This is a genomic window from Companilactobacillus alimentarius DSM 20249 (assembly GCF_002849895.1).
Classification (GTDB): domain Bacteria; phylum Bacillota; class Bacilli; order Lactobacillales; family Lactobacillaceae; genus Companilactobacillus; species Companilactobacillus alimentarius.
On record NZ_CP018867.1, the window covers coordinates 1393674 to 1408457 of the forward strand.

At 35.1% G+C, this 14784-nt stretch carries 12 protein-coding genes; 3 read left to right on the plus strand and 9 right to left on the minus strand.

Features of this window, described 5'->3' with window-relative positions:
- Positions 1-72: 72 nt before the first annotated feature.
- From LA20249_RS06705 to LA20249_RS06725, 5 genes are all read right to left on the minus strand, one after another.
- Positions 73-804, minus strand: a complete 732-nt coding sequence (locus tag LA20249_RS06705) for a GntR family transcriptional regulator (RefSeq protein WP_057738250.1) — start codon at positions 802-804, stop codon at positions 73-75.
- Positions 805-851: 47 nt separating this feature from the next.
- Positions 852-2504: an alpha,alpha-phosphotrehalase gene (locus tag LA20249_RS06710; RefSeq protein ID WP_057738248.1), complete on the minus strand. Its 1653-nt coding sequence runs from the start codon at positions 2502-2504 to the stop codon at positions 852-854.
- Between the two features lie 265 nt (positions 2505-2769).
- Positions 2770-4497, minus strand: a complete 1728-nt coding sequence (locus LA20249_RS06715) for an ABC transporter ATP-binding protein (RefSeq protein ID WP_057738246.1) — start codon at positions 4495-4497, stop codon at positions 2770-2772.
- Complete coding sequence (locus LA20249_RS06720) at positions 4497-6257, minus strand: ABC transporter ATP-binding protein (RefSeq protein WP_057738244.1); 1761 nt, start codon at positions 6255-6257, stop codon at positions 4497-4499. The genes LA20249_RS06715 and LA20249_RS06720 overlap by 1 nt, the downstream gene beginning before the upstream one ends.
- Positions 6258-6299: 42 nt before the next feature.
- A complete protein-coding gene (locus tag LA20249_RS06725; RefSeq protein WP_057738242.1) occupies positions 6300-6764 on the minus strand; it encodes a MarR family winged helix-turn-helix transcriptional regulator in 465 nt (154 codons plus the stop codon).
- A 144-nt stretch (positions 6765-6908) separates the two neighbouring features.
- On the opposite strand from LA20249_RS06725, the gene LA20249_RS06730 reads away from it, so the two are divergent.
- Complete coding sequence (locus LA20249_RS06730) at positions 6909-7451, plus strand: GNAT family N-acetyltransferase (protein WP_057738240.1); 543 nt, start codon at positions 6909-6911, stop codon at positions 7449-7451.
- Positions 7452-7562: 111 nt separating this feature from the next.
- Here LA20249_RS06730 and LA20249_RS06735 read toward each other — a convergent pair whose 3' ends face one another.
- The 3 genes from LA20249_RS06735 to LA20249_RS06745 form a co-directional block, all read right to left on the minus strand.
- Positions 7563-8246 carry a GTP pyrophosphokinase gene (locus LA20249_RS06735; RefSeq protein ID WP_057738238.1) on the minus strand — a complete coding sequence of 228 codons (684 nt, stop codon included), beginning with the start codon at positions 8244-8246 and terminating at the stop codon, positions 7563-7565.
- A gap of 66 nt (positions 8247-8312) precedes the next feature.
- Positions 8313-9542 carry a cytosine deaminase gene (codA, locus tag LA20249_RS06740; RefSeq protein WP_057738236.1) on the minus strand — a complete coding sequence of 410 codons (1230 nt, stop codon included), beginning with the start codon at positions 9540-9542 and terminating at the stop codon, positions 8313-8315.
- Between the two features lie 106 nt (positions 9543-9648).
- A complete protein-coding gene (locus LA20249_RS06745) occupies positions 9649-11067 on the minus strand; it encodes an MFS transporter (protein WP_057738234.1) in 1419 nt (472 codons plus the stop codon).
- Positions 11068-11137: 70 nt separating this feature from the next.
- On the opposite strand from LA20249_RS06745, the gene LA20249_RS06750 reads away from it, so the two are divergent.
- Entirely contained in the window at positions 11138-11671 is a 534-nt protein-coding gene (locus tag LA20249_RS06750) for a PadR family transcriptional regulator (protein WP_057738233.1), read from the plus strand.
- A gap of 1 nt (position 11672) precedes the next feature.
- Here LA20249_RS06750 and LA20249_RS06755 read toward each other — a convergent pair whose 3' ends face one another.
- Positions 11673-12221: a TetR/AcrR family transcriptional regulator gene (locus tag LA20249_RS06755; protein WP_057738231.1), complete on the minus strand. Its 549-nt coding sequence runs from the start codon at positions 12219-12221 to the stop codon at positions 11673-11675.
- Between the two features lie 186 nt (positions 12222-12407).
- On the opposite strand from LA20249_RS06755, the gene LA20249_RS06760 reads away from it, so the two are divergent.
- Entirely contained in the window at positions 12408-14732 is a 2325-nt protein-coding gene (locus tag LA20249_RS06760) for an ABC transporter ATP-binding protein/permease (RefSeq protein WP_057738229.1), read from the plus strand.
- The last annotated feature ends 52 nt before the right edge of the window (positions 14733-14784 follow it).

A 14784-nucleotide genomic window follows, 5' to 3' on the forward strand; every position in this document is an offset into this window, starting at 1 on the left:
TACTTTCTAGTATATTAAAAAGCCTAGTATGAAAACCGTTAATGGTTTTCATACTAGGCTTTTATGGTGTTTTTAATATGATTCAAATCCTACTAATGAAAAATTATTAGGAATATACTTTGTTTCAGTTGATTCGAATAAATTACCCAAATCAGTATAAACGTATTTTTTCAATACTCCAACACAATTAGCTTTTTTCAAATCTAATAAACGAGTAACTTCTTTGGAAGCTGTTTCAACTGTCGCCACTGAACGAGCAGCTGCAATCTTGAACAGATTCTCCTCACGAATGTATTCGTAAATTGAATGTTCAGCATTTTCTTCTTGTAAATTAGGCATACTATCTTTACGAAAATAACTTGTGTCCAAAGCCATAGCTTTACCATTGACCATCCGTAGTCTTTCCACATGATAGGCAATGTCGCCATAGCTAAATGAGGTATGTTTTGATAATTCTTTATCAATTTCTACCTCTTCAAAGACTAATACTTTAGTTGCTAGTTCTTTGATCGACTTATTCTGCGGAAAACTCATTAAATCTTGAAATCCATAGTGGTTCGCAGCTGAAAAAACCATTCGATTATCGGAAACTGGCTCAAGAACAACTACTCCACGTCCCTTAACCGTATAAACTAATCCTTCGGACTGTAATTTTTTCAAAGCGCGACGAATCGTATTCCTAGTCACGCTGAATCGTTGCGATAATTCTTCTTCACCAGGTAAAATTGTTTTAGGTGGATAAACCTCACTGTCAATCTTACCTTTCAGTATATGGTATATATCTGAATATAAATTTTTTGGCATAATTTCTCCTCAATTCAAATTGCACTCGTGCAATAAACCTCATTTATCTAAAACTTTTTCCCAAACATAACTGATTCATATGGACGTAAAGTTACTGTATCTTCATTTGACTGTAGGTTTTCATAATTCCCCAAAATTAAATTAAAACCTTCAGCTAGCTTACGTTTTTGCTCTTGAGCAGTAAAATTAGCCATTACAATTATCTTAGAATTATTGTTAGATCTTTCATAACTATAAACACTATTATCGTTAGCATCTAATAATTTATATTCGCCGTCAACTAGAACCGCTTTATGCTTACGCAAAAATATCAATGCTTTATAGAAATTAAAAACATTGTCTTTCATATTTAAAACTTTTTCAACTGAATAATCATCATGGTGCAGTGGCTTTAACCAAGGCTGTCCAGTCGTGAAACCGTAGTATTTACTAGAGTTCCATTGCATTGGCAACCGTGCATTCTCGCGTGATTTCTGTTGCAGAATCATAATGGCTAATTCTTTATCAATACCATTGTCAATCAATTCATTATACGCATTGATCGACTCGTGGTCATTGTATTGACTAATATCAGTGAAATAAGCGTTCTTCATCGCAATCTCGTCACCTTGATAAATGTAAGGTGTTCCTTGCAAACCAAATTCGACCATTGCTAACAGCTTAGCTGACTGATCCCGATACTTTTCATCATTGGTAAATCGAGAAATTGCTCGTGGTTGATCATGATTATTCCAGAAAAGAGCGTTCCAGCCACCTTGACGATTCATTTGAACTTGCCATTTACTTAAAATGCTTGTTAGATCTGTCAGTTTATAATGACCCAAGGTCCATTTATTACCATTGGTATAGTCAACTTTTACGTGATGGAAGGTAAAAGCCATTGATAATTCTTGACGTTTTGGATTAGTGTACTTTACAGCTTCAGAAACAGGAGTTGATGACAATTCCCCAACTGTCACGAACTTATTAGGTCCAAATACTTTTTCATACATTTCATGAATATATTCATGTACGTGAGGACCATTGGTATAGAAGTTACGTCCGTCATCTAGAGGTGTAGCGAAAGTATCATTAGGCATGTCTTTAGCTTTAGAAATATTGTTGATAACATCTAATCTAAAACCGTCAATCCCCTTATTGGCCCAAAACTTCAACATTTTGAAGATTTCATTACGTAATTTAGGATTACGCCAATTTAAATCGGGCATAGTTACGTCATACAAATGTAAATAATATTGGTCTAATTCAGGTACATATTTCCAGGCACTACCGCTAAATTTGGAAACCCAATTATTAGGTTCATGTCCATCAACTGGATCTTTCCAAATATAATAATCATGATAAGGATTATCCTTAGATTTCAAGGCTTCCTTAAACCAGTGATTTTCATTAGAAGTATGATTTAAGACCATATCCATGATTATTTTGATATCTCGTTTATGTGCTTCATTTAATAAGCGTTCAAAGTCGTCTATCGTTCCAAAGACGGGATCAATTTGATAATAATCAGCAATGTCATAACCATTATCATTTCCCGGGGAAACGTACATTGGCGTTAACCAAATCAAGCCAATGCCTAAATTTTGTAAATAATCTAAACGTGAAATAATACCATTGATGTCACCGATACCATCTCCATTAGAATCTTGAAAACTGCGTGGATAGATTTGATACACAGTTTCTTTTTGCCATTCTTTCATTTTTGCAGTACTCCTCAGTCTTGTATAAACCTCACTTAACCAAGCAATTTTATAATATGTTTAGACAACTGTCAATTGGTTTGGACCCATACAGATTTTTAAAATCAGCTAATTCTTACCGATATTACTGCGTTATTGATAATAGCCCATTTGTAAAAATAAAATGTCATTTATAATACTTTTATTTATATAATTTTAATTTTTCGAAATATAGCAAAAATACCCTCCACTCATTTTCAAGTTTAGGGGTATTTTATAATCTACTTTATTTTTGAAATTGACTATTATACATTTCTTCGTAGAAACCATTTTCATGCATCAATTCATCATGAGTTCCTCGTTCAATTATCTCACCATCTTTAACTACCAGAATTAAATCGGCATTTTTGATTGTAGATAATCTATGCGCAATTACAAAGGAGGTTCTATTCTTCATCAAAATATCCATAGCCTTTTGAATCTGTTCTTCGGTTCTTGTATCGACCGAACTAGTTGCTTCATCCAATATCAACATCGGTTTATTTCTAATCAAAGCTCGTGCAATAGTCAATAGCTGCTTTTGTCCAACCGATAGGCTAACTGAATCATCTAAGACCGTATCATAGCCCTTAGGAAGAGTTTCAATAAAATGATCTAAGTCCACAGCTTTGGTGGCTTCTTTGATTTGTTCGTCCGTTACACCGGTTTGATTATAGATTAAATTGTTTTTAACCGTATCTTCAAACAACCAAGCATCTTGGAGCACCATGTCAAATTGATTTCTCACATCGGATCGTTTCATATCCTCAATATTGACACCGTCAATTTTGATTTTACCAGCATTCAAATCGTAGAATCTCATTAACAAATTAACTGTTGTCGTTTTACCTGAACCAGTTGGACCAACAATAGCTATTTTTTGACCAGCCTTAGCTTTCATTGTAAAGTTCTTAATGATTTTTTGACCAGGAAGATATCCAAATTCAACGTTATCAAATTCAACATTTCCTTTGGTCCCAACCAAGCTTTGCTTATTGTCATCTGACGCAACTTCTTTTTCCCCAAGGAAAGTAAAAACTCGTTTCATAGCGGCTTGCGCTGATTGTAAACTAGTAAATGCCTGTGTAATCTGTGTCAATGGTTGCGTAAAGAGTCGTACGTAAATCATGAAAGCAACAATTACACCAATTGTTATTTGACCATTTAGCACTAAAACTGCTCCGATAACACTCACCATTACGTAACCAAAATTACCAATAAAGGTCATCAATGGTTGCATGATTCCGGATAAGAACTGCGATTTCCATACATTAGATTGCAAATCATCATTCATTTCTTCAAATTCTGTTCTAGCCTCATTAGTATAATTGTATGTCTTTACTACATCGTGACCTGCATAAACCTCTTCTAAATATCCCGACACATCAGCTAACTTATTCTGTTGATTGTAAAAGTAACGTTGTGATTTCGAAATTAAGAAGATTGTTAAAACAAATCCTAATAAAACAGATAGAACAGCTGTAAATCCTAAAGTAACATTAGTTGTAAACATCATTATAATGCTACCTATCAATAAGGTTACCGCTGAAACAAGCAGGCCCAAACTTTGGTTCAAGGATTGACCAACTGTATCCAAATCATTAGTAACTCGACTTAAAGTATCCCCTTCATTATGAGTATCAAAATACTGCAATGGAAGATGATTAATTTTTTCAGTAATCTTAGTTCTTAACTTTTGAGTAAACTTCTGGGTAATGGTAGCCATAATGAAACCTTGTCCATATGACATAACTGCTGCTGCCACATAGATAATTGCTAGGATTATAACAATTCGCATTACATCTTGAAGATTAATCGTAGTAAAGAGTCCCTTACTGATTAAATCAGTAATTTTACTTAATTGGCTTGGACCTACAATTGTAAAAATACTTCCCGCCATCGCAAAAATAATTGCTAGAATTAACGGTTTAATGTATTCCAAACCATATTTCTTAATACCCTCAATTACTTTCATTAGGCAAGTTCCTCCTTTGACAATTGTGAATAAGCGATTTCTTGGTAAACCTCATTGTTCTTTAATAATTCGCTATGTGTTCCTTGACCAGCGACTTTCCCATTATCTAAAACAATAATTTGATCAGCATCCATAATTGTACTGATCCTTTGTGCCACAATGACTTTTGTAGTCTGGGCAGCCTTTGTTTTCAAAGCACCACGCAACTTACGATCCGTCTCATAATCCAAAGCTGAGAAAGAATCATCGAAAAGAAGTATTTCCGGCTTTCGAGCAATCGCTCTGGCAATTGCCAATCTTTGTTTTTGACCACCCGAGAAGTTATCACCATGTTGAGCAACTTCACTATCCAATTTATGTTGCTTTTGGTCAACAAAATCCCTTGATTGAGCGATTTCCAACGCTTGATAAATATCCTGATCGTTTTGAGAAGCTTGTTTATCTGTTTCACCAAAGGAAATGTTCGAACGAATTGAGCCACTGAATAAGACGGCTTTCTGAGGAATATATCCTAAACGATCGTTCAATTCAGCAGTCGAATAATCTTTAACATCAACGCCATCTATCAAGACTTGACCTTTAGTAACATCATAAAGGTGAGGGATCAAATTCATAACGCTGGATTTACCACTACCTGTTGATCCAATAATGGCAATCGTCTGTCCTTGTTTAGCTTGAAAACTCAAATTATGAACTGCGTCCGCCTCAGCTTGGGGATATCTGAAACTAACATTTTTAAATTCAATTGTTCCCGCTCCTTTAGTTGCTTGATGCTTACTTGGACTACTAATCGAAGGCTCAACATCTAAAACTTGATTGATTCTTCCAACTGAAACTGTCACACGTGGTAACAAAATAAAAATAATTGATAGGAGTAAGAATCCTAAAATTACTTGCATAGCGTAGGAAGAGAAAACAATCATATTGCTAAATAATGTCAATCTTGTTGCACGAGCTGTTGCCTGATTGATAATAATTGCTCCAATTCCATATACTGATAAAGTCAAGGTACTTGAGATAAAGCTCATTCCGGGATTCATCAAGGCTAATACACGATTAGCAAACAAATTAGTCTCAGTTAAATCCTTATTAGCTTTGTTGAATTTATCATTTTGGTAATCCTCAGCATTATAAGCGTGAACCACTCTGATACCTGATAAATTCTCTCTAGTTACTAAATTCAAGCGATCGGTTAAACTTTGAACTTTTTTGAACTTAGGTTGAACCATTAACAAAATAAAACTCAGCATAATAATTAAGACTACCACCGCTATACCTGTTGCAGTCGTCCATTGCCAACCCTTGTTAGCAATCTTTGTAATAGCCCAAATAGCTGTAATTGGTGCTTTAATAATAACTTGCAAGCCCATCGCAATAAATTGTTGTAACTGTGTCAAGTCATTGGTTGAACGAGTTAATAAGCTGGAGACAGAGAACTTTTTAATATCCTGTGTTGAATAGTCCATAACTTTATTAAAAATTTCACTTCTTAATCGTGCCGTAAAACCAGCTGCTACGTGAGCCGCAAAATAACCAACTAAGATTAAGGCTATGGCACTAAGAATAGACAGAAGAACCATCATCATCCCAGGTTCTAAAATCTGATTAACAGTTGTTCCTTGTTGTTCTAATTTTTCAGTAATAGTCGACATATAACTAGGAATTTCTAATTCTAATCCAACTTGTACGACAATAAAAATTAAACTAGCAAGAATCATTAAATATTCTTTTTTATTCAATTTTTTAAATAATTTAAGCATTGATTCCTCCTGTTGTTCGCATGCGAACTATTATATTAAAAACTATTTAGCGTTTTTCTTGATCTGTTTGAGCACCCTAAAGAAGGTAGCCAAATCTTCATCAGAAATTCCACGTTGTAATTCTTTTTCCGTTTGTTCAGCTTGAATAGTGATTTCGTTCATAACATCCTTAGCATAAGTGGTTAAATACAGACACTTTACACGAGCATCATCGGGTGATGGCATCGTATAAACCAAGCCATTCTTAACCATGCGTTGAACCAGACCACTAGCCGTTGATTTACTAATAGACAAGCCCTTTTCTAAATCCTTTTGAATAACTTGATGATCTTCATTCATATGAATAAATCCTGCTGTCATCCCTTGCAAACGAGAGATTCTATCCCTAGATCCATTGTCGAATGGATTATTTCCATCCATTTTTTCATTGTTGCTGTGAATATAACGGAAAATATGTACCGACAAATCTCTAACATTATAAGCAATCGTTTCTTTGAAATTAAGCATTTGCTCCTCCATTCGTTCGCATGCGAACAATATTAATACAGACTATTTTAAAAGTCAATAGATTTCTCCAGTACGAAATAATTTACAATCAGAATCAAAAAGTTTATTATTCTATTTCTAATTTTAATTTATGGAGATATAAATATGCGTCAAATTACAACCGCTAGATTAATTATTCGTCCAATTATTCAAAAAGATTACGATGAACTAAAATCCATTATTTTAGATCCTCAAGTCGTAAAATACATGAGATATCGTGACGTCAAAACTGATTCAAACTTCCAAAAACTTTTTCAAGACCATTTTTTAAATGAATTAGGCTACACTTTTGGAATCGAAGAAAAGAGTCAACACAAATTAATTGGCTTCTATGAATTCCATCCTGAAGATGGTGTCGGCATTCTTACTTATGCACTTAATCAAGCCGCTTGGGGTCATGGTTACGTTGCAGAAGCTGGTCGTGCCATGATGGATTACGGTTTTAGTGAATTAAACCTTGATAGAATTGAAGCTCACTATGCGCACTTGAATCCTAGATCTGGTCGTGTCATGGAAAAAATGGGAATGCATAGCCTAGGCATCATTGAAACTATTACTTTACCAGAAGACAACGACGAAATTAACGTTATGGCCTACTCCTTATCCAAAGATGATTGGAATTCTAATGATCAAGAGCAAGCTGTTTAATTCAATATTCTCTGAAAAAAATAATGGACCAAGGTAATCAAAGTACGATTGCTTTGGTCCATTATTTTAATACTCGAAAACTGACTATATTCGTCTTGCTCTTTTTATTTCTTAAATAAGTTTTTTATGTATATCTTGCATGCCTCTTTCAATATCTTCCAATTCATCGGCGTAACCTTTCAATTGATTGCCATACTTATCAACTAAATTACTGTCGCTATTAGTTTTATAACGTAATTTATGTTCCAAACTAGCCCACATGTCCATTCCAACTGTCCGAATTTGAATTTCAACAGGCACATTGACTGGACCTTTAGATTGGAAGACGGGAACTTGAACTACTATATGCAAACTTCGATAACCACTTTCCTTAGGATGTTTCAAATAGTCCTTCCTTCTTAGAAGGGTAACATCTGTTTGACTCGTCAACAGCTCTTCGATTTTGTAAATATCGTCAATGTAGTTAGTAATCACTCTGATACCAGCAATGTCATGAATATTTTTTTCAATACTTTCCACAGTAAAGTCGGATCCTTTACGCTCAGCCTTTTTGGCCAAGCTTTGGATTTTCTTCATTCTTGATTCCATATGGTGAATAGGATTATAAGCATAATTTACTTGAAATTCTGAATCTAAATTTTCTAGTTTGGTACTGATTTCTTTTTGACCGGCTTGGTAAAGTTGATACATTCTAAGTATCTTAGATAACTCTTGAATATCGGGACGATTATTAATATTACCTAATTGATTCCGCAAGTCATTTAAATTAATAGCATTGGATCTTTCTAATATCATATTTCCATCCTTTTTGTTATAAAAAAAGCAACCTTAACGGTTGCCCTTATTTTATATCTAATTTTCCTAAATATACAATTCTGTTTCAGATGGCTTGGTACTGCCGATTGTTTTTCCATCATGAACTGATAACAAAACATCTGAATGCTTATTAAGGGCATCATAGAAATTATGTGCATTTAAAAGAACAAAACTAGCAGGTTTTCCTACAGCAATTCCATAATCTTCAATATGCATTACTTTAGCACCATTAGTGGTTACAAACTTATACGAATTCATGATTTGTTCGTGTCCCATCATTTGGGTTGCATGCAAGCCGACGTACAAAGCATCTAACATATTGCCATTCCCCATCGGATACCAAGGATCTTTCAAGTCATCTTCGCCAAAGGCAACATTGATTCCCTCGGCATTTAATTCGCTAACTCTTGTCAATCCACGGCGCTTAGGATAATTATCGAAACGACCTCCCAAATACATGTTGACTAATGGATTGGAAACAAAATTCATATTCGACATTTTTAAAAGACGCATCAATTTATACATGTAAGCATCGTTATAACTACCCATAGCGGTTGTATGGGATGCCGTAACTTTTTCTCCCAGACCACTCTCATAGGCTAACGTTGCCAGTGTCTCTAGACTTCTAGAACTAGGATCATCAATCTCGTCTGTATGAGCGTCAAAGAGCAAATTATTCTTCTTGGCCAAATCAAAAGCAACGTGAAGTGATTCGACGGCGTACTCACGATTAAATTCATAATGAGGAATCGCACCAACTACATCGACACCTAATTCAACAGCTTTCTCCATCAACTCTTTACCATTAGGGTATGAAAGGATTCCTTCTTGTGGGAAAGCAACAAGTTGTAAGTTCATCCAATCTTTAACACTTTCACGCACATCAATTAAAGCTTTTAAGGCTTTCAAACTAGGATCAGTGACGTCGACATGGGAACGGACGAATTGCACACCATGACTAGCTTGCATTTTCAAAGCTAAAATAGCTCTTTTTTTAACATCTTGATAGGTTAAAGTTTCCTTACGTTTGGACCAAATATTGATACCGTCAAATAAAATTCCCTTTTCATTCCATTCCGGTTGTCCCGCTGTCAAGGCTGAATCTAAATGAACATGGGGATCAACAAATGGTGGCAACATCAGCTTTTCATGTCCTACAATGACTTCTTCATTATCCTTAGGAGTCAAATGGTCAGCAATTTCAGTAAACTTACCATCTTCAATTCTGACATCTTGTGGTGTTTGATTTTCAATTTTAACTTGTTGTAATAGCATGTGATTGTGCACTCCTCTATTTTGATAATCCAACTTTTAAATCTATTCTAACGCTAAATCGTCAATTTTTAGTAGGATGAAGATTTTTCTCAAAAAGAGTTTAAGACTATTTTCTAGTAACGCGACGGTGCCAGATAAAAATTCCTATCAAAAGAATCACACTGATCACACAGGACAAGCCAAAGGTAAAATGCATCCCATCAATAAATAATTGTGGGTCCCTCGGTAAGTATGACTTCACTCGACCGCCTTTAATAATTGACATCGAACCAAACAACAAAGTAGTCGACATCGCTGAACCAACTACCATACCCACTGTTCTTGCCAAACTGTAGACACTTCCGGCTGATCCGTAATCTTTTTTCTCAACATTATCCATTACTAAAACATTATTAGGCGAATGGAACAAACCATTACCAAGACCTGCCATAGCAGCACCTAAAGCAAAAATTATCACGGCATTATGTAATCCACTGATCACGTAAAAAATTTGTCCAAAACTGATAATAGCTAAACCAGCTAATGTAATTTTAAATGGATCATGTTTATCGGCTAAGCTTCCTGAAATTGGAGCCACGAATAATTGAACCACTGGAAAAATCAATAAGAAGAAACCACTGAATAGTGGACTGAATCCTCTTGCATTTTGAAGATAGAACGGTGCAATTACATCAAAGAAGAAGTCGACAATGAAAACCATGAAACAAGCTAACAACTGAACTGTAAACCATTTATTCTTAAACAATGTCACTGGTAAAATCGGTTCAGCCTGCTTAGTCTCATAACGATACAATAACGCCATCAAAATCAAGCCAACAATCGTCAAACTGAGAATACGCCAATCATTCCAGCCCAGTTGTTGACTCAAAAGAATACCGACAAACATACTAGTGAAGCCCACTATCAAAAATAGCGATCCCCACAAATCAAAACTAGCACTAGGATATTTCTTATCCAAATTGCTTGGTAAATATTTCAATAAAATAAAAATTGCGACTGCACCAATCGGTACATTTAACCAAAAAATGATATGCCAAGGGAAAAAATTCAAAAGGATACCACCAATGCTTGGACCAATGATTCCTCCCAAAGAAACAAACGATCCCATAAAACCAAGAGCCTGTCCACGACGATTATCTGGAAAAATTTCAACAATGATTCCATTAGATGTCGCCATAGTCATTGCAGCTCCCAAAGCTTGTAAACTTCTCGAGATAATCAAAGTCAACCAACTGACTGACAAAGCACACAAAGCTGAGCTAACGACGAATATTATTGTTCCCCATTTGAAGAATTTGATTTTTCCATATTTGTCGCCCAGTTTTCCAAAAATCATCAAGGTAGTACTCATCACGATCAAGTACATCGTCACTACCCAATTGATCAAACTCATATTAGCATTCAATGCCTTACTCAAAACTGGCAGTGCCACTGTGACAATGCTACTATCAAGAGTAGACATGAAAATAACGATGCCCACGCCAATTAGGATCATCGTTAAATTTTTATTCTTAATTGATTCCATAATTATCCTCTATACTATATATTAATATATATAGTTTAATACATATAATGAAATTGTAAAGGAGTCGCCCATGGCACGTACTAATACCCTTCAATATATGATTCTAGGGCTTTTAACTCGTCAACAAATGACTGGCTACGATATCAAACAAATCTTCGATAAGGAAAAGGCTGAATTTTGGACCGCCCCATTTAGCCAAATCTATCCTGAACTTAATCGCCTTTTAGAAAGCAATCTAATTGCATTGGTCAAATCCAATGATCCCAACACACGCAAAAAGACTTACCAACTGACATCAACTGGTAAGCAAGTATTTTTAGACTGGTTAAAGAAGCCTCTAGATCCATCTGTGACACAATTAAATAACGATGACTTTGTTTTACGATTGCATTTTTTAGGGAAAGACCAGCAAGGAATTTTAACTAAACTATTAAAACTACGGAGTCAAACTCTCAAAGTGGAAATTGCTCAATTAGAATTAGAATTAACTGAAGTTACTTCTCATCCCGAACAGTATGGTCGAGAACTGATTATCAAAAAAGAATTAGCTAACAAGAAATCTGACGAACTACTCTGGCATAATCAAATCAGTAATTTTTCTTAATTTATTGAATCCGACCATTTTCAAATTGTTTACGTTTGTCTTGGAGATTATCCGCAAATAAAATCTGAACAATAATTTTAGTTAATTTATCAGGTGCTTCTTTCATACCGCCTTTTACCCATCTTTTTAAGATTCCTTGAAATCCCAACATAATATAAGTATCTTGATAGGCGTCTAAGGTTGTTTTTTTAAACGGATGTGGCCTATAACTTAACATTTTATCCAGCAATTCCGTCTTTCCTTCTACAAATACTAAATTGCTTAATTGTGGATTTTCATAAAAAGCCGTAAGAACAATCGTCAATCCATCAATCAGAGAACTGCCTTCTGGGACTTCCAACTTATCTAGGAAGTCTTTTTCTATCTGATCCACACACATATAAACATCGTTATAATAACGATAAAAAGTGGTTCGATTGACGTCTGCTTCCTTACAAATTTCTGTAACGGTAATAACGTCGATCGTTTTTGTTTGAAGAAGTGATAAAACTGTCTCTTTGATAATTTTTTTGGTATATTTAGCTCGTCTATTATTTCTAATACCGACCATCATTACCTCCTAAACTCAACACTTTGATATTTTTTGTCTAATTTAAAACACTTTGTCTCACATTGACGGTTGAAATCTTCCAACAAAGTTTTTATTATATGAGACATGGTGTTGCAATAATGACAGTTTAACAAAATATTTATTGAAAAACATTACAAATTTAAAAGATTAGAGAGAGTTTGATAAATGCTGGAATTAAAACACATAAAAAAATACTACTACGTTGGTGATTCGGTCACTAAAGCTTTAGATGATGTCTCCGTTTCCTTTCGTAAGCAAGAATTTGTTGCCATTCTAGGACCTAGTGGTTCTGGTAAAACTACGATGCTTAATGGTATCGGCGGACTAGATATATATGACTCCGGAGATCTTATCATTAACGGTAAATCGACTAAGAACTTTTCCGAATCCGATTGGGATGCTTATCGGAATAATTCCGTCGGTTTTATCTTCCAAAGTTACAATATTATCGGTCATTTGAGTATTCTTGATAATGTTGAACTAGGAATGACGCTTAGTGGTGTCGACAATGAAGAGAAGAAAAAGAAGGCTCGTGAAGCTCTAGAGCGTGTTGGATTAGGTCCTCATATCAATAAGAAGCCTAACCAATTATCTGGTGGTCAATTACAACGTGTGGCAATTGCTCGTGCGATTGCTAATGATCCTGAAATTCTTCTTTGTGATGAACCAACTGGTGCATTGGATACTGAGACCAGTGAGGAAATCATGAAGCTGATCAAAGAGTTATCAGCTGAACGTTTAGTTATTATGGTTACTCATAATCCAACTTTAGCTAAAGAATACGCCGATCGTATCATCAATTTTGCTGATGGTAAGATTTTGGACGATTCCAATCCATTCGTTGAAGATACTACTAAAGATAACTTCGAATTAAAGAAAACTAAAATGACTTTTTGGACTGCTTTGAAATTGTCATTTACCAATCTGAAGACTAAGAAAGCTCGAACGGCTCTAACTGCTTTTGCTTCCAGTATCGGTATCATCAGTATCGCCATTGTCTTGGCGCTTTCCTCAGGATTTCAAAAGCAAATCAATAAGACACAAGGAAATACTTTAGCACAGTTCCCTGTGACTATTTCACAGACTGCTTCTAAGCAAAGTGCGCCTGATACTGATAAAGTTAAAAATTCCAAATCTAAAAAAGTTACCGCTAAATTGAGTCAACAAGAGAAATCGACTCATACTAACAAGTTAAATAAAAAATATGTTAACTATATCAAGAATCTCGATCCAGAATTAAGTAAGAACGTTACTTATAATTACTCTACTGGGATGAACCTCTTGAGTAAGGTTGACGGTAAGGTTAAAACTGCTCAATTTTCAAATACTAACAGTTCTAACTCCTTAAGTGGCGTATCTGCTGCCATGGCTTCATCGACAGGTGTCGGCAGTTCTGTCTACCCTTCATCTGACAATAATGGTAAGAACTTTTTGAAGAAGCACTACAAAGTTATTTCCGGTTCATTGCCACAAAATGAAAATGAAGTCGTTTTAATTGTTGATCGTGATAACTCCACTAATATCAACGCTTTAAAGAATATTGGCATGAATGTTAAAGATAATCAAAAACTAGATTTCAACAAAATTGTTGGTCAAGAATTCAAAGTTGTTTCTAACAATGATTACTACAAACAAGTAACTGATAGTCTCTATACACCAAACTCTGATATTTCTAGTCTTTACAATAGCAATAACAATAAGACTTTAAAAATCGCTGGTATCTTGAAAGTTAAATCAGAATCATCTGAAAATATCCTCTCATCAGGTATTGCTTACAGTGATAAATTAACCAAAGACATTGTTAATACGAATAAGAACTCTGACATCGTTAAAGCTCAAAAGAATAGCGACGTCAATGTCTTAACTGGTTCAAATGTTGATGATACAACTAAAGAATCACTTGTTAGTTACTTAGGTGGTTCATCCACTCCATCTAGTATTCTAATTTATCCAAGTACCTTCAAGACAAAGGATAAGGTTCTTGACTACTTAGATAAATTCAACCAAGGCAAGAAAGAATCCAACAAAGTCATTTATACTGATCTCGCTGGTCAAGTTTCAAGTCTAACTGGTGGCTTAATGGACGCTATCACATACGTCCTAGTTGCCTTTGCTGGTATTTCATTAGTAACAAGTATGATCATGATTGGTATCATCACTTATACCTCAGTTCTTGAGAGAACCAAAGAAATTGGTATCTTGAAAGCCTTAGGTGCAAGAAAGAAAGATGTTACTCGCGTCTTCGATGCTGAAACAACAATCTTGGGTGTTTCATCAGGTGTCTTAGGAATCGTGATCGCTTGGTTGGCTACTTTCCCAATCAATGCTATTTTGAAGAATCTAACCGATTTATCAAACGTTTCTCAATTGAACCCTGTCCATGCAATCGTTCTAATCGTCATCAGTACCGTCTTGACCGTTATTGGTGGGCATATCCCCGCACGTATGGCGGCTAAAAAAGATGCTGCAACGGCGTTACGTTCCGAATAGAATTTAGTTTTAAATCATTAAGAAAGCCGATATGGCAATCACCTTTGGATGA

Coding starts and splice junctions, on each gene's coding strand:
- LA20249_RS06730 (WP_057738240.1), top strand. CDS start 6,909: ATGCGTCAAATTACAACCGCTAGATTAATTATTCGTCCAATTATTCAA.
- LA20249_RS06720 (WP_057738244.1), bottom strand. CDS start 6,257: ATGCTTAAATTATTTAAAAAATTGAATAAAAAAGAATATTTAATGATT.
- codA (WP_057738236.1), bottom strand. CDS start 9,542: ATGCTATTACAACAAGTTAAAATTGAAAATCAAACACCACAAGATGTC.
- LA20249_RS06725 (WP_057738242.1), bottom strand. CDS start 6,764: ATGCTTAATTTCAAAGAAACGATTGCTTATAATGTTAGAGATTTGTCG.
- LA20249_RS06760 (WP_057738229.1), top strand. CDS start 12,408: ATGCTGGAATTAAAACACATAAAAAAATACTACTACGTTGGTGATTCG.
- LA20249_RS06705 (WP_057738250.1), bottom strand. CDS start 804: ATGCCAAAAAATTTATATTCAGATATATACCATATACTGAAAGGTAAG.
- LA20249_RS06745 (WP_057738234.1), bottom strand. CDS start 11,067: ATGGAATCAATTAAGAATAAAAATTTAACGATGATCCTAATTGGCGTG.
- LA20249_RS06750 (WP_057738233.1), top strand. CDS start 11,138: ATGGCACGTACTAATACCCTTCAATATATGATTCTAGGGCTTTTAACT.
- LA20249_RS06755 (WP_057738231.1), bottom strand. CDS start 12,221: ATGGTCGGTATTAGAAATAATAGACGAGCTAAATATACCAAAAAAATT.
- LA20249_RS06735 (WP_057738238.1), bottom strand. CDS start 8,246: ATGATATTAGAAAGATCCAATGCTATTAATTTAAATGACTTGCGGAAT.
- LA20249_RS06710 (WP_057738248.1), bottom strand. CDS start 2,504: ATGAAAGAATGGCAAAAAGAAACTGTGTATCAAATCTATCCACGCAGT.
- LA20249_RS06715 (WP_057738246.1), bottom strand. CDS start 4,497: ATGAAAGTAATTGAGGGTATTAAGAAATATGGTTTGGAATACATTAAA.